We start from the raw sequence: 15299 nt of genomic DNA, 5'->3' as shown, positions 1-15299 counted from the left end.
TGAGTTCCACGGTTGCAGCCTGTGGAGAGGAAGGCTCTGGCTCGGGTCTTGCGGCCCGAGTGAAACCGGCCTCGGTGAAGCAGGAAGTCAGCGGCGGATTTGCTCAGCAATGAGCAGGTTTGCGTAGGTCTGACGGAACGGCCGGCTCACGTTGCGTGGATGTCCCTGGCGGCTAGCGTGTATATCATGGACGCTGCAATCGAGCTGGGGAGCAGGGATGTCGGATACCGTCGAACTCGTGCTTGCGGTCGAGCCCGCGGCCGCAAGCGAATGGCTGGCCGGCCCCCTCGCGGCGGGGCCGGCAGCCAAGGCAGTCGATCGCATCGCGGCCCAAGCGGACGCCGGTAAGCGCGCTACTCACAAGCCAAGGCGGGCAGCAGCGCGTCGCCATGCCGCCGCGGGGAGCACCGCGCAGCAGCCGGACGTGGCGACAGCGATTGCGGATGCACTGAGCAGAATGCCCGGGGCGGCGCAGACCGAGGCCTTCGAGATGTCGACGGTCCGCGCGTTCATCGAACCGCGCGGCGGGTGGCGCGTTTTGCTCGCGTCGGCTCCGGACGGGGCGCGGCGCGTGAAGGCCATGCGCATGCACGCCTTGACGCCCGGCGTTTGGCGAAGCGAAACCGTCTGCGAGGCGCCGCTCGAACCGGGGACGCCGCTCGCGTTCAGCGACGCGCTGCCGCGAGCGCTCAAGGATGTGCTCGGCAAAGCCGGCGAACTCGCGCCATCTCCCGCGCTGATCGCCCGGCGTGGTGTCTGGCGATGGACCGGGCCTGACGACAGCGTCGTCGACATCGAACTCCGTGATGCTCGCGCGGCGTTCGATACCGCGGATACCGTTGATGCAACCGACGATCCCTCCTCGGATTGCACCGATTCCTCCGCCCGTGGCGAGCGAGGTTCGGCTGCGCCGGCCCCGTCGCGTGACCGACGCCCGGTGCCGATCGCGTTTTGCGAATTGCGGCTCGTCGCGTACCTCGGTCCATCGCGCGGCGCGGCCTCCGCAGCCTCTTCAACCTCTTCAACCTCTTCGACCGAGACGGACGACGGCGAAGCGGCTTCGACGCCGGCAACCGACGCACGCGGGCGCGCCGACGGACCTCACGCCACCGATGCCGTACTCGATCAGCGAGCCCGGACGGAATGGTCGACGGTGCAAGTGCTGTTTGCGGCCGCGACCGCCTTGGCCGATGTCTTGCCCGTTTTCCCGACGCTGACGGACGGTTATGCGAGTGCCTGTACACGCGCCGCAGGCGATGAGCCCGTGCGTGCGGCGCGCATCGATCTGTCCCATGCCAAGACGCCGCACGACGCGTTGATCGTAGCGGGGGCGAGTATCGCGCGGCAGTGGTTCGGCAACGACGCCGGCGTGCGCGACGATAGGGGCGGCGATACGGGTGGCGATACGGAATACGTGCACCAGATGCGCGTCGCCTTGCGCCGATTGAAAACCTTGCTTAAGACGTTCCCGCGCTGGGCCGACGAAACGTGGAAACGTGCGATGGTCCCCGACCTCGATTGGCTTGGCGGCTTGCTCGGTCGGGCGCGCGATCTCGACGTCTTCGTCGATGCCACGCTGCCCGCGCTGGCCGAGGCTGATATCGATGCCTCGGCCTGGGCGCCACTCCAAGCACGAGCCGTGGCGTCGCGAGACGAAGCGCGCGCGCAGGTACGCGCCGCCTTGCGGACTCGCCGCTACGCCGCGCTTTCCCTGGCTTGGCTGCATTGGCTGGCTGCTCGGCGCTTTTCGGCAGGGCCGGCCGCGATGGCGCATAAGCCGCTTGTCGGCTATGCGGTCAAGCGGGTGCGCAAGCACTACGCACGCCTGATTGCGAAGCCGGCACTGACGACCCTGACTCCCGCCGAGCGTCATCGCCGGCGCATCGAAGCCAAACGTCTGCGTTACACGCTGGAATTCTTCGAATCGCTGGCGTCGCGCAAGACACGGCGCGAAGTCGCGAAGCAGCTCGGCCGGATCCAAAGCGTGCTGGGAGACGGCAGCGATGCCACGGCGGCATTGCATTTTCTCGAGGCGCTCGACGTGCCCCCCTACCAGCACGGCTTCGCGCGAGGCTGGTGCGAGGCGGTGAACCGCTGGTCCGCCATCGAAGGCGAACGGTTGTTGCAGGCGTTGGGCAAACCCAAGATCGTGCGCAACACGTAGCAGCACGTCTATCCGCTCGGCGATGAGACCGGCGCCTATAATGCCGACTCTATCTCCGTCTGCCTCCCTCTGCCTGCGCCGCGCGGCTTGCCCTCATGAGCGATCGTCCCCCGACCCCGCCCCAATCCGTCATCGGCGAGGGCTCGGGCGCCCCGCTCGAACTCGGCGGCTCGCTCTGGCTGCGAGCGGGGCAGCAAACGCTCGGGGGCGCGGCGCGCATTGCGCTGCTGGCTGCGATTCGCGACACGGGATCGATCACGTCCGCGGCGAAGGCGGTGGGTGTGAGCTACAAGGCCGCGTGGGACGCCGTCGATGCGATGAACAATCTTGCGGGCGAGCCGCTCGTCATGCGAGCAGCGGGCGGCAAGGGCGGGGGCGGCACGACGCTGACCCCGCGTGCTCACCGCCTCATCGAAACGTTCCATGCGATCGAGCGCGAACACGGCAAGTTCATCGAACGGGCGAGCGCGGCGATCGAGCATTTCGCCGGCGATTGGGCATTGATCGGGAGAATCGGCATGAAAACGAGTGCTCGGAATCAGCTCTACGGCACGGTGTCGGCCGTGACGCGCGGCAGTGTCAACGACGAAATAGCGTTGGCGCTACCGGGCGGGCAGACCATCGTCGCGGTGGTCACGCACGAAAGCACGGAAACGCTCGGCCTAGCGGTGGGCGCACCGGCGTTTGCGCTCGTGAAGGCATCGTGGGTGATGCTGATGGCCGATGACGCCGATGCAGGGCAACCGCTGCGCTTATCCGCTCGCAATCAACTGCGCGGGGTGGTGACGCGAGTCACGCGCGGCGCGGTGAACACGGAAGTCTCGCTCGCGCTCGAAGGTGCGACGGGCTCATCGCCCGATCTCGATTCGACCGTCGTCACGGCGGTGGTGACGAACGAGAGCGCCGCCACGCTGGCCCTTGCCGAGGGAAAACGGGCAGTGGCCGTTTTCAAGGCATCGAGCGTCATTCTCGGCACCGCCGAGTGAGTGCGTCAGACGGCCCGAGCCTTTGGCCGCATCCCGAAACGGCGTTTATCGGCGCGGCAGGTTGCGAGCCGTGAACCCTTCGTAGTGGGCAACTTCTTGCACGCTGCCTCCCGCCAACTGAACGACTTGATCGCCGAATACCGCGACATCGGCTTCGTCGTGCGTGATGAGCACCATCGGAATATCGAGCCGCGTTTGCAGATCGGATAGTTCGCGGCGCATCCGTTCGCGCATGCCGGCGTCGAGCGCGGCGAACGGCTCGTCGAGCAGGAGGATCCGCGGTTCGGCGACGAGCGCGCGCGCGAGCGCCACGCGTTGCTTTTGTCCGCCCGATAGCTGCGCGGGATAGCTGCTCCCGACGGCCGTCAAATCGAAGGCGTCGAGCCAATACTCGACTTCGCGCGAGCTTTCGCGCGAGCGCGGATTGAGCCAGCCGCGCCGCAGCGCGAAGCCGACGTTTTGCCGCACGTTCAAATGCGGAAACAACGCGTAGTCCTGAAACAAATAGGCGGCTGCGCGCTCCCGCGTGGGGATATCGATGCCGCGCGCGGCATCGAACAGCGGTGCCCCGCCAAGCGTGATGGCCCCTGCGTCGGGCTTGAGCAGCCCCGCCACGGCTTTGAGCGTCAATGTTTTGCCCGCCCCCGACGGCCCGAACAGCACGATGCGTTGACAGCTTCCCGTGAACGACACGGACAGTTCGAAGCGACGTTCACGCGCGGTGAGCGTTTTGCGGATATCGACGGTCAACGTCATGGCCAATGTCCTGAGCTACTGCGACATCGATAGCTTGTGCTGCGGGATGAGCCGCCCGGCCACGAGCAGCACGATCACACAAACGACGGAGGTGATCAGGACGAGCACGTTCGCCGTATGATCGTCGCCTGCCTGCACGGCCGAATAGACGGCGACGGACAGTGTTTGCGTGCGCCCCGGCAGGTTGCCGGCGATCATGAGCGTGGCGCCGAATTCGCCGAGCGCGCGCGCGAACGCAAGCAGCGCTCCGCCGAGAATGCCGCGCGCCGCGAGCGGCAACGTCACGCGAAAAAACAAGGCGGTTTCGCCAATGCCGAGCGTTCTTGCCGCGTGTTCGAATTGCGGATCGACGGCCTCGAAGGCGGACCGCGCCGATTTGAGCACGAGCGGAAACGCCGCAAGCATGGAGGCGATCACCGCGCCCTCCCACGTGAAGACGAGCCGCACGCCGAACGTATCGAGCCACGCGCCGATCGGGCCGCGGCGGCCGAGCAGCACGAGCAGGTAGTAGCCGAGCACCGTCGGCGGCATGACGAGCGGCAGCGTCAGCAAGGCGTCGACGATGTCGCGCGCGCCCGAACGCCAGCGCGCCAACGCGAGGCCCGCGGCGACGCCGAGCAGCGCATCGAGCGCCGTCGCCCATCCGGCGACCTTGAGCGATAACGCAAGCGGAATCCAGGCGTCTTGCATGGCGGGTGGCTATCCGAACGATCCAAACGATACGAGCGATCCGAATCTCGTCGCTCAACGGCCTGCCGGCGGCTTGAAGCCGTACTTGGCTAGGATGGCTTGGCCCTGCGGCGAGAGCACGAGGGCCGCGAATGCATCGGCTTGCGCGGCGTGCGCGCTGCCTTTCACTTGCGCGATCGGGTAGGCCACGGGCTGGGCGGTCGGCACGGTCGCCGCGATTTTGACCTTCTTCGGCATCAACGCGGCGTCCGTGCTGTACACGAAGCCGGCGTCGGCCTCGCCGCGCGCCACGTAATCGAGCGCCTGCCGCACATTGGCGGCCAGTACGGCTTTGGCGCTAACGGCGTCCCATGTGCCTTCCTGCTGAAGTGCCGCCTTGGTATAGCGCCCGACGGGCACCGATGCCGGATCGCCGACGGCGATGCGCTTCACCTGCGGCAAGGCAATCGTTTCGCCCACCGACGGTACTTTCAGGCGGCTATCGGCAGGCACGATCATGACAAGCGAATTCGTCGCGAAATCGTGCCGCGTATGGGGCACGACGGCTTTCGCCTCGACGGCCTTGTCCATCGCGGTTTCGTCGGCGGACGCGAAGACGTCGGCGGGCGCGCCGTTGACGATCTGCTGCAACAGCACGTCGGAGGCGCCGAAATTGAGCACGACCTTCGTGTTCGGATGCGCTTGTTCGAACGCGGTCGCCACTTCCCGGAAGGCATTCGTCAGACTAGCGGCGGCCGATACGACGAGTTCATCGGCGCGAGCGGCGCTCTGGGCGCAAAGGGCCACGACCGCACCGGTGCAAAGCGCGAGGGTGCGAAGCCGGCGGCGGACGGCAGTCATGCGTGCGTTCATGAGCGTGAGGACGAAGAGGGACCGAAACCGACATCGTAATATACCGAAGGTAATAACGCATTGGCCGATGACGGACATAGGGTCGCACCTATGGTGCAGCAAGCCGGGCAAGAACGCGGATCGGCAACCGGTGCGGCCCGATTACCGGCGGGGACGGATCAGGCGAAAGGGGATGGGAGCGCCGCGCTGTGGCCCATTGGCGAGGCGGGGATCGAGTGCGGTATGTGATGTCCCGCTTTCCAACGGGCGCGAATGTAAGGCCGCTCGCGGCCGGATAGATGCAGGGCGATATGCGTGATCCAATACTGCGTCGGCACCCGCACGTCGTGCAGCGCCGCCGTCAGCATCAATAGGCTGACCGCAACCGGCACGGCCGACAGCTTGCTGGGTTTGGCGTCCCAAGCCCACCAAACGAACAGGACGGCCGAGAGTGCGCCGACGATGCAGCCGGCCACGGCCTCGGACGGCGAGTGAGCGCTGAGCACGACGCGGGACAGCCCGACGGCGAGCCCAGCCGCCAAGCCGCAGGCGAAACCGGCCAGCCGAACGCTGGTGCGGGTGGGCAGCAGCGTCAAGAAGAACGCGACGGGGTACACGGCCGTGGACAGCATCGCGTGCCCGCTGACGCCCGTGAAATCCCATTCGCGAATGCCGACGCCCCAGCCGAGAAACGCGATCTTCGTGAGCGTGACGACGCCGGCCGCCGCGCCGACGATGACGAGCCACCCGAGGGCGAGGCGCCGCGAATAACCGAGCGCGAGCCAAAGCGCAATCGCGATGGCGAGCGGCAAGGTCAGGCCCGCGCCGCCGAGGCGCGTAATCGAAAACCAGAGGTGAAGAGGCAGATCGTACATATTGGGCACGGCCGGACAACTCGACCGCACAACTCCTATTTGCTTAACGCGCGAGCGGCCCGAAAAGGCGACAGCCGGCGCGTGAAGGGACAGTATAACGAGGCACCGCGGCTCGTGGTGGCGCCCGCACGTGCGCCCGCGCACGCGGTACGCGTCCCAGTTGGTGCGAGCGACGCCGGGGCAGCAACATGCGAAGAGGGTATATTGTGCATTGCGTCATAACACTGCGCCGCACTGTTTAACTGTCCCCTTTTAGCGAGCCACGTCCAATGACCAAGAGCTTGACCAAACTTTGGCTGCAGGGTTTCAAACGCATGATGTCGGGCGTTCCCAAGGCACAGGCCGAGTACCTGAAGCAGGTGACAAAGCCGAAACCGAAGCGCCGCCCACGTGCCGATCCGGTGCGACGCGCCGCCAAACGCGACGCGCCCGGCGCACCCGAAGCGCGCGAGTCGCTCGTTCGCCCCCGCACCGGCGCCTGGACGAAAGGTCAATGGACCCGCTCGTACCACTCGGCTCCGCCGGTGCCGGGCCGTCTCGTCAACCATTTGTCTTACGGCTTGTACGTGCCGCCGAAAGTCGCGAAAGGCCCCATGCCGCTGGTCGTCATGCTGCATGGATGCAAACAGACGATCGACGAGTTTGCGATGGGCACACGCATGAATGTCGTGGCGGACGAGCACGGGTTCGCCGTCGTCTATCCCGAACAGTCGAAACACGCGCACGCGCATCGATGTTGGCATTGGTACGACGATCGCGAGACGGCTGGGCTAGGCGAAGCGCGAGCGGTCGTCTCGCTCGTCGATTCGCTGATTGCTCACCACGGCGTCGATCCCGAGCGGGTTTATTTGGCCGGACTATCCGCGGGCGCGGGGTTGGCCGCGTTGCTCGCGCTCAATTATCCCGACCGGTTCGCCGGCATCGCGCTGCATTCTGCACCGGCGCTGGGCGAGGCCCATTCCGGCATGACGGCGATGGATGTGATGCGGCGCGGCGTGCGGCGCGATCCCATCGCACTCGTCGACGCAATCGTCGATGTCGCGCACTATCCCGGGATGCCGGCCATCATCGTTCACGGCGAAGCCGATCGGGTCGTTGCCCCGAAGAATGCGGAGCAGCTCGGGTTGGCGTTTCTTCGCTTGAACGGCTTTGTCGACCGCACGGGCGCTTGGACGGCAGGCGCGGCGCGCGAGACGCAAGCGGGCGACGCGCAGATCCAGGATTACTCGATGAACGGCCGGTGCCTGCTGCGGGTCTGCCGCGTCGCCGGTCTGGGACATGCCTGGGCCGGCGGCGACGAGGCCGTGCCGTTCCATTCCGAAAAAGGGCCCGATGCGAGCGAATGGATCTGGGCTTTCCTGCGCGATCTGCGCCGACGTCAGCCCGCCCCCGCGCGCCGGGTAGCGGGGCGATAACGGTGCCACTTGAGCGGCCAACCCAGCGGCAATGACGTCTTTCGGTGATGCGGAAAAACCACAGCCTCGGATCCCCCTAGCGCAGGTCTAGGGTTTTCCCTATAATGCGGGTTATCGCTTAGGTGTTAACACCTACTACTGCACGAGGTCATCATGTTCCTATTCAGCCGCCTGTTCCTTCTTCTGACCCAAACGGCCGAAGCACGCCAAAAGGCGCGCAACGACGCTTACCTTGCCGAAGCCTCCGATCTGTACGATCTCGAGTTCCGCATGCGCAAGCTCGACCGCGAAGCCGCGGTCGCGCATCCCTCCTGGCAAATCGCACGCTGATCGCTCGGAACCGGGCGATCGCGCGAGCCGCCGTGAATTAAACGCCGGGCGTTTTCGGGGCGCCGTTTCCGGTGTTCGTTTCTTGGACACCGTAGCAGCCGCGATACGTGGCGTAGAACGAGCAGTAGAGTGCGGCCGACAGCGTGACCGTGGCCGGATATAGCACGGTGAACGCATACTCGTGCGCGCCGATGGCGATCATCAGCGCCAAGATCCCGAACAGCACCACGATCGCGGTGACGAGCCACAAGGCGCCGAACACGATGAAGGCGCCTCGGTTGCGCCAGCACGTGACGAAGCTGAAGAACAGCGCCTTGACGGGCGGGACATCGTGCCACACCGTCAAGACGGGTGCAAACCAGAACAGCATCGCCACCGGCAAATAGCAGGCGATCACCACAAGTTCCGTCAGAGCGAGCGAGGTGGCGACGAGCGCGTCGGAAGAAACCGGCCCCGTGCCCATCATCAGCTTGAAAAACACGCCGCCATCCACGAGCGACGACCCCGCAACAATCAGCACGATCGCCACGACGTAAAAGCCGCCGAGTTCGAGCAGGCGCACCGCGCCGGCCGCGCCGTAAGACCGGAATCCATCCAGCAGTACGGTGGGGAATACGATTTTCCCGGCAATCGTATCTCGGCAGGCCGTCATCAAGCCGACGGCCATGCCCGGGATCAGCACGAGCGACAGCACCGCGCCAGCCAGCGGAATCCGCGATATCGCCATCATCGCCAGCAGATACGTGAAGAAAATCGTCAGAAACCCGAGCGGGTTTCGACGAAACAGCCAAATACCTTGCCGGTACCAGACATAGCCGGTCTTTGCGGATACTTCAGTTAGTTGCATGGCGTTGACGCACTCATCGGAGCGACACCGGCAAGCCGGTCGCGCAAAATGCGTTCGAAATGGGTGGGATCGTGCGGCTTGAGCATCTCGGCCGCCCGGGGCAGATAGAAGTCGTACAGGCGCGACACCCAGAACCGGTACGCCCCCGCCCGCAGCATGTCGGCCCAATGGCGCTGCTCCTCGGCCGTGAACGGCCGCACCGTTTGGTACGCACGCAACAATGCATTCGTGCGCTGGGAATCGAGCGCGCCGGTTGCAAGATCGACGCACCAATCGTTGACCGTCACCGCCACGTCGAACAGCCACTTGTCGCAGCCCGCGAAGTAGAAATCGAAGAAGCCGCCGAGGCTGACGGTGTGGTCCGTGCCCGGGGAAGCCGGCGCAAACAGCACGTTGTCGCGAAACAGATCGCAGTGGCAGGCGCCGCCCGGCAGCGCCGCATAATCGACCGACGCAAAGAAGGCGGACTGATGAGCGAGTTCGGACGTCAAGAGGTCGCGCTGCGCATCCGCGAGGAAGGGCAGCACCTGCGGCACGGTCTCTTGCCACCACGGCAGGCTGCGCAAATTCGGCAAATACGGCTTGAAATCGCGTCCGGCCAGATGCATGCGGGCGAGCATCTGGCCGACTTCCGCGCAATGCTCGGCACCGGGCGACAGTTCGGCGCGACCGGGCAGCTTGGTGACGATCGCGGCGGGCTTGCCGTGCAATAGACCGAACAGCGCACCGTCGGTGCGCGGCATGGGATCCGGCACGGGTACCCCGTGATGCGCCAAGTGGCGCATGAGTTCGAGGTAGAACGGCAACTGCTCGGCCGTCAGCTTCTCGAAGATCGTGAGCACATAGGCGCCGCGCGTGGTCGTCAAAAAGAAGTTGCTGTTTTCGATGCCGGAGGGGATACCGCGGAAATCGACGACATCGCCGAGATCGTAGTGGCGCATCCAGTGCGCGAGATCGGTTTCATTGACGACGGTAAAGACGGCCATGCGAAGAGCTTCGAGTGCGATTGAACGGAGGCGGCGTGCGGCGGCAGCGGCAGGCCGCACGTGGCCGCCGCGCGTGCGGCCGTGGACGGCCCGCGCGCGGCTTGCCGAGCGGGGCGATGATTAGTAGTGCAGGCCGATCGACGGCAGGCGCGTACTCGGTTGGGCGCTGCTGTGGACCTGGGGCGACGTGTCCGGCGAAGCACTCATTTGGTAGTGCGTGCCGAAGTTCGAGTGGACGTCGATCTCGACCGGCTTGCCGCGATCGCGATACTCGGTGATTTCGGTGCCGTTGCGGCTTTTCTCGTGGAAGCTCGGCTTACGCGGAACGTCGTTGATATCGACTTTCGAGGTCACCTGCGCCGCGGGACGATTGATCTTGGTGAGGTCGGGCAAACCGGCGGCCTCGTTGGCGGCACGCTGCGCCTCGCGCGCTTGCGCGTCGTCGGCGGGCGCCGCGAGCGCGAGGCGCGGTGCGGCCGCGAAACTGGCGGCGGCTAACGCGGCACAAACGGCGGCGGAAAAGTACGGCTTCATGATGGGTCTCCGGAAGATCCCTGAATTCTAGCAAATGCGCCCCTCCGATCGGCGCCTCGCTCGCCGATCGAGCACCGCGTGCGGGCGCACGCGGCGGTGGGCGGCGAGAGGGCCGGATGACGGCGCTTCGTGGTAATGTCGTTGCAACGAACGAGGCGAAGCGAACGATGAAAAACGATCTGACACAACACGCACAGCACGCGCGCGCGATGCATCCTACCGATTTCCCGACCGAGGCGTTCACGGACGCCACCGACGCCGTCGCGCGTCTATCCGAGATCTACGAAGCGAACGCGGCGTTCCTGCGCGACGCGTTCGCCCGCTACCGGCGCAACGAGCCGTTCCACGAGCGTGTGCGCGCTTGCTACCCGTTCGTGCGCCTGCACACGGAAGTGAACACGCACGTGGATTCGCGCCGCTCCTACGGGTTCGTCGCGGGGCCCGGCGTATTCGAGACGACGGTGACGCGCCCCGATTTATTCGGCAACTACTATCGCGAGCAGTTGCGCTTGCTGGCTAAGAATCATCATGTCTCGATCGAAGTTGGCGTATCGCAGCAGCCGATTCCGATTCACTTCGCCTTCGCCGAGGGGATCCACCTCGAAGGCGATCTCGGGCGCGAGCGCTTGATGGCGATGCGCGACGTGTTCGATACGCCGGATCTGGCCGCGCTCGACGATCGCATCGTCAACGGCACGTACGAACCGCTGCCCGGCGAGCCGTTGCCGCTCGCCTTGTTCACGGCGCCACGCGTCGATTTTTCGCTGCATCGACTGAAGCATTACACGGCGACGTCGCCTACGCACTTTCAGAACTACGTCCTCTATACGAACTACCAGTTCTATATCGACGAGTTCACGAAACTCGGCCGTCAATTGATGGCGCATACGGACGACGAAGAGTTGCGTGCGTACCGAAGCGAGTACACGTCGTTCGTCGAACCCGGCGACGTCGTTACGTACAACGCGAATCTCGGCGAGCAGCCCGACGAAGGGACGGCGCCGACACGGCTGCCGCAAATGCCGGCTTATCACTTGAAGCGTGCCGACGGCAGCGGCATTACGATGATCAACATCGGGGTGGGGCCGTCCAATGCGAAGACGATCACCGATCACATCGCGGTGTTGCGCCCGCATGCTTGGGTGATGCTCGGTCACTGCGCCGGCCTGCGCAATACGCAGCGGCTCGGCGATTACGTGCTGGCCCACGGTTATGTGCGCGAGGATCACGTGCTCGATGCCGACTTGCCGCTCTGGGTGCCGATTCCGGCGCTGGCCGAAGTGCAGGTGGCGCTCGAGCGTGCCGTCGCATCGGTGACGAAGCTCGAAGGCGCGGAACTCAAGCGCGTGATGCGTACGGGCACGGTGGCCAGCGTGGACAACCGCAACTGGGAATTGCGCGACCATCGCGAACCGGTGCAGCGCCTTTCGCAAAGCCGTGCGATTGCACTCGATATGGAGAGCGCGACGATCGCCGCGAACGGTTTTCGATTCCGGGTACCGTATGGGACGCTGCTGTGCGTGTCGGATAAGCCGCTGCACGGCGAGTTGAAGTTGCCGGGCATGGCCGATCAGTTTTACCGTGCGCAGGTCGACCAGCATTTGCAGATCGGCGTGAAGGCGATGGAGCTGTTGCGAATGAACGGGCTCGATCGGCTGCATAGCCGGAAACTGCGGAGTTTTGCGGAGGTGGCGTTTCAGTAGGGAAACTGGGGGGATGGTCGGCGCAATCTAAAGTGGCGCCCCGGGGCGCGGGTTTCTCGGCGCGTTGCGGTTTCTGCCTGTGAGTCCGCTCTTATCGCTACGCTTCGCCGGCTCGAGTTGGGCGATGAGCCGCCGCGTCGCGGCCAGCGTGTCCCACGGCGATGCCGCTTTTATTCTATCGGCGGTTGCTAGGCTTTGATTAACTGAGGATCAACGCGACCGGCCGGCAAGGAATACGATGAAACTGACCAAAGCTTCTTTCGTGCTCCTTGGCCTCATCTGGGGATCCAACTTTATTTACATGAAATGGGCCACGGCGTTGATCGGCCCAATGCAGATCGCCTTATTGCGGGTGTTTTTCGGCTTCCTACCACTGGCGTTCGCCGCATGGCACCAGAGAGTCATTCACCGTAGCCAGCTTCGTCATCTGCCGCATTTTTTCGTCATGGCGGCCGTCGCGACAGCTTTCTACTACGTGGCCATTGTGAAAGGCACCGCGCTGCTCCCGTCGGGCATCGCCGGCGTCCTAGGTGGCTCTATCGCGATATTCACGGCAATCTTCTCGTTACTGTTCCTACGAACGGAAAGAGTGAATGGATTGATGGTGGCAGGCGTGGTGCTCGGCTTCGCCGGCATTGTGCTGATCGCTCGGCCCTGGGAAGGGGCAGACAATCCTATCGATCTTGCCGGTGTTTTCTGGATGCTGGCAGGCGCGATCATCCTCGGGCTGTCGTACGTTTATGTCCGCCGTTTCCTGTCCCCCTTCAATCTTCCGCCTTTGGCCTTGGTCACGTGGCAGATGGGATTGGCCCTAGTCATGCTAGCGGCGTCGACGAATGCCTCGGGGATGGCACGCATCCTTCAGGATTGGCGTGCAACCGCCGGTGTTGTGGTGGGCCTGGGCATTCTAGGCACCGGCGTTGCGTTCTTGATTTATTACTACTTGCTCCGGGAACTCGGCGCTGTAGCGGCTTCGGGCTCGACCTACATCACACCCACCGTAGCGCTGCTCATAGGCTGGGTCGCCGGCGAACGTGTTGGCGTGCTGGAACTAGCGGCTGTCGCGTTGATTTTAGCGAGTATCGCGCTGTTGCAGATTGGACGACAACGCGCCGTGCGCGAAACGGGGCTGCCGGTTCGCGCAGCTACCGCGCGCCTGTAAACCCGCGCTGACGTGGGGGCGTTTCAGTAAGCAGGCACGCTCCTCGCCGCGTCCCATAGATCTCGGCCACCCAAGCCTACGTGCCATGTTTCGAACTGAGCGCGCCATTGTTCGAAGGGGGCGGCTAGCGGACGCCGAGGGTCTGCGCTCAACGAATACGCCATGCCTTCGATCAGCCATTTCGGCTTCGTGGCGACGGCCAGATTGCCCAATGATTCCGCTTGCCGATAGTGGATCAACTCGTGCGCCAGATAAAATGTCTTCCAGCCACGAGGCGCAACAATCAGTCCGAAGTCACCCACCGTTTCGGCCGCACGCCGCCCAAGTCCAAACAAATCGGCACAGGAAGGTGTCGTACAAAATACGACCCGGGGCACCCGTTGAAATGGGCCGACCGCGGCCGCTGCCTTCGCGATTCCGTCAGCGTACAGTTGTTGCGCCTCTTCGATTTGTGCGACGCTGTCGGTGCACATGTTAGGGCGCGGGCATGATATTCCCGGCATCAATGACGGTACAACGACGCGAAGCGGTTTGACCACAGCGAGCGCAGCCAGCGGCAGCATCAGCAGTGCTAGCGTCGACACGAGCAATAAGCGTTTCGGATTCATTTTTCGTTTGCCGTCCGATTCAAGGGTGGCGGATTGTTAGCGATTTTCGGGGCGCTGTCGAGCGGTCGTGCGTTCATCCAAACGCGTTATCTTCACCGTAATGATGCATGCTTCGTCCGAGGCGAGGGGAGATAAGCCGGCGACGGATGCTTGTGTCACCCTCATTCCCCGATGCAAAAAACACTGAACGATGAATCCGCATAGCGCCTCGAACGTTACCTTCCGCCCCATGCAAATCGGCGATTACGACCCCGTTATCGCTCTTATGCGCGCGACCCCAGGCGTGTCGCTGCGCGATGCCGATTCCCGAGAGGCGACGGCCCGATACCTCGAGCGCAACCCTGGCCTGAGCTTTGTCGCGGAGATCGACGCTGGCATTGTTGGATGCCTCATGTGCGGCCACGACGGCCGCCGCGGCTATCTTCAACACCTCGTCGTGCTTCCTGCCCATCGCCGTCTGGGAATCGGCCGCGCGCTAGTCGAACGTTGCTTAACCGCGCTCGATGCGCTTGGCATACGCAAAAGCCATATCGATATCTTCAAACACAACGACGCCGCCGCAGCTTTCTGGAAAAGCCAAGGCTGGACGCTGCGCACCGATATCGATCGCTATTCCGCGATCAGAGGGGCGAGCGAAAACGCCTAACGGGATTTTTTTTGATTTTTTTTGGAACCTTTTGTTCGTAAGATTTTCGTAAGAGATGCGGAAATCATTTGAAAGAATGATGTCCGTGCCCTTATGGAACTACGGCAGGAGGAAATCGATGAACTACGCGAAGCGGCTGCTGCTCGCCAATCGCGCATGGTCGCAAGAGGCGACGGCCCGGGATCCCGGTTTTTTCGAACGACTCGCGCAGGGCCAGCAGCCCCGCGTGCTGTGGATCGGCTGTTCCGATAGCCGCGTCCCCGCCGAGCGCATCACCAACGCGCAGCCCGGCGAACTCTTTGTCCATCGCAACATCGCCAATCTCTATACGTCCGACGATGGCAATACCTCGAGCGTCGTCGAATACGCCGTCCACGCGCTCGGCGTCGAGCACATCGTCATTTGCGGCCACCATCATTGCGGTGGCGTGCGCGCGGCGCTATCGGAGCCCTCCGACGCGCTGCCCGTCGTGAATCGCCGCATCGCCGGCTTGCGCCAGCTCGCGCATCGTCATCGGCAAGCTTTGAGTGCCATCGACGATTTCGAGGCGCGCGTCGACCGCCTGGCGGAGTTGAACATCATCGAGCAGGTGGCGCTGCTGCGCGAATCGCCGATCGTACGCAGCGCACCGCGTCCGCCGACGGTCCACGGTTGGGTGTTCGGCTTGCGCGAAGGGCTGCTCACGTCTCTAACCGATACCGAAGAAGCGCCGCGTTCATCCTTCGCGGCGATTGCCGAGGGTTGACGTCCGCGTCGAACAGTCCGG

Annotated in this window: 16 protein-coding genes; 8 read left to right on the top strand and 8 right to left on the bottom strand. The window is 64.2% G+C overall.

Going from position 1 to position 15299, the window contains the following annotated elements; genetic code table 11:
• Positions 1-217: 217 nt before the first annotated feature.
• Together ACTHN9_RS27815 and ACTHN9_RS27810 are read left to right on the top strand one after the other, a co-directional pair.
• The gene (locus ACTHN9_RS27815) at positions 218-2164 is read left to right on the top strand and encodes a CHAD domain-containing protein (protein WP_440540047.1); all 1947 of its coding nucleotides are present in this window, start codon (positions 218-220) and stop codon (positions 2162-2164) included.
• Between the two features lie 95 nt (positions 2165-2259).
• Entirely contained in the window at positions 2260-3150 is an 891-nt protein-coding gene (locus ACTHN9_RS27810; protein ID WP_440540046.1) for a TOBE domain-containing protein, read from the top strand.
• 45 nt (positions 3151-3195) lie between these two features.
• Here the strand turns inward: ACTHN9_RS27810 and ACTHN9_RS27805 are convergent, their stop codons facing one another.
• The 4 genes from ACTHN9_RS27805 to ACTHN9_RS27790 all read right to left on the bottom strand — a co-directional run bounded on the left by ACTHN9_RS27805 (position 3196) and on the right by ACTHN9_RS27790 (position 6302).
• Positions 3196-3906, bottom strand: coding sequence for a sulfate/molybdate ABC transporter ATP-binding protein (locus ACTHN9_RS27805; RefSeq protein ID WP_440540045.1), 711 nt, complete (start codon positions 3904-3906; stop codon positions 3196-3198).
• Between the two features lie 15 nt (positions 3907-3921).
• Complete coding sequence (gene modB, locus ACTHN9_RS27800; RefSeq protein ID WP_440540044.1) at positions 3922-4596, bottom strand: molybdate ABC transporter permease subunit; 675 nt, start codon at positions 4594-4596, stop codon at positions 3922-3924.
• A 54-nt stretch (positions 4597-4650) separates the two neighbouring features.
• A complete protein-coding gene (gene modA, locus ACTHN9_RS27795; RefSeq protein ID WP_440540043.1) occupies positions 4651-5436 on the bottom strand; it encodes a molybdate ABC transporter substrate-binding protein in 786 nt (261 codons plus the stop codon).
• Between the two features lie 170 nt (positions 5437-5606).
• Positions 5607-6302, bottom strand: coding sequence for a phosphatase PAP2 family protein (locus ACTHN9_RS27790; protein WP_440540042.1), 696 nt, complete (start codon positions 6300-6302; stop codon positions 5607-5609).
• 269 nt (positions 6303-6571) lie between these two features.
• On the opposite strand from ACTHN9_RS27790, the gene ACTHN9_RS27785 reads away from it, so the two are divergent.
• Both ACTHN9_RS27785 and ACTHN9_RS27780 read left to right on the top strand, forming a co-directional pair.
• On the top strand, positions 6572-7717 hold the full coding sequence (locus ACTHN9_RS27785; RefSeq protein WP_440540041.1) for an extracellular catalytic domain type 1 short-chain-length polyhydroxyalkanoate depolymerase: 1146 nt from the start codon (positions 6572-6574) through the stop codon (positions 7715-7717).
• Between the two features lie 153 nt (positions 7718-7870).
• On the top strand, positions 7871-8047 hold the full coding sequence (locus ACTHN9_RS27780) for a DUF3563 family protein (RefSeq protein ID WP_440540040.1): 177 nt from the start codon (positions 7871-7873) through the stop codon (positions 8045-8047).
• A gap of 37 nt (positions 8048-8084) precedes the next feature.
• On the opposite strand, the gene ACTHN9_RS27775 is transcribed toward ACTHN9_RS27780, so the two are convergent.
• From ACTHN9_RS27775 to ACTHN9_RS27765, 3 genes are all read right to left on the bottom strand, one after another.
• Positions 8085-8894: a BPSS1780 family membrane protein gene (locus ACTHN9_RS27775; RefSeq protein ID WP_440540039.1), complete on the bottom strand. Its 810-nt coding sequence runs from the start codon at positions 8892-8894 to the stop codon at positions 8085-8087.
• On the bottom strand, positions 8885-9880 hold the full coding sequence (locus tag ACTHN9_RS27770; RefSeq protein ID WP_440540038.1) for a homoserine kinase: 996 nt from the start codon (positions 9878-9880) through the stop codon (positions 8885-8887). Before ACTHN9_RS27770 ends, ACTHN9_RS27775 begins: the two co-directional genes overlap by 10 nt.
• 120 nt (positions 9881-10000) lie before the next feature.
• Positions 10001-10414, bottom strand: coding sequence for a hypothetical protein (locus ACTHN9_RS27765; RefSeq protein WP_440540037.1), 414 nt, complete (start codon positions 10412-10414; stop codon positions 10001-10003).
• Between the two features lie 209 nt (positions 10415-10623).
• On the opposite strand from ACTHN9_RS27765, the gene ACTHN9_RS27760 reads away from it, so the two are divergent.
• Positions 10624-12117, top strand: a complete 1494-nt coding sequence (locus ACTHN9_RS27760) for an AMP nucleosidase (protein ID WP_440540052.1) — start codon at positions 10624-10626, stop codon at positions 12115-12117.
• Positions 12118-12355: 238 nt separating this feature from the next.
• Complete coding sequence (locus ACTHN9_RS27755; protein WP_440540036.1) at positions 12356-13279, top strand: DMT family transporter; 924 nt, start codon at positions 12356-12358, stop codon at positions 13277-13279.
• A gap of 23 nt (positions 13280-13302) precedes the next feature.
• Here the strand turns inward: ACTHN9_RS27755 and ACTHN9_RS27750 are convergent, their stop codons facing one another.
• Positions 13303-13887 (bottom strand): hypothetical protein, encoded by a 585-nt coding sequence (locus ACTHN9_RS27750; protein ID WP_440540035.1) that lies wholly within the window; start codon positions 13885-13887, stop codon positions 13303-13305.
• A 229-nt stretch (positions 13888-14116) separates the two neighbouring features.
• Here ACTHN9_RS27750 and ACTHN9_RS27745 point away from each other — a divergent pair, with 229 nt between their 5' ends.
• Both ACTHN9_RS27745 and ACTHN9_RS27740 read left to right on the top strand, forming a co-directional pair.
• Positions 14117-14533 (top strand): GNAT family N-acetyltransferase, encoded by a 417-nt coding sequence (locus ACTHN9_RS27745; RefSeq protein WP_440540034.1) that lies wholly within the window; start codon positions 14117-14119, stop codon positions 14531-14533.
• Between the two features lie 118 nt (positions 14534-14651).
• Positions 14652-15278 (top strand): carbonic anhydrase, encoded by a 627-nt coding sequence (locus ACTHN9_RS27740; RefSeq protein ID WP_440540033.1) that lies wholly within the window; start codon positions 14652-14654, stop codon positions 15276-15278.
• Positions 15279-15299: the final 21 nt, after the last annotated feature.

This window comes from Trinickia sp., from assembly GCF_051953405.1.
GTDB lineage: Bacteria > Pseudomonadota > Gammaproteobacteria > Burkholderiales > Burkholderiaceae > Trinickia.
Note: the sequence above shows the minus strand (reverse complement) of the source record. Positions and strands in the feature narration are given on the sequence as shown.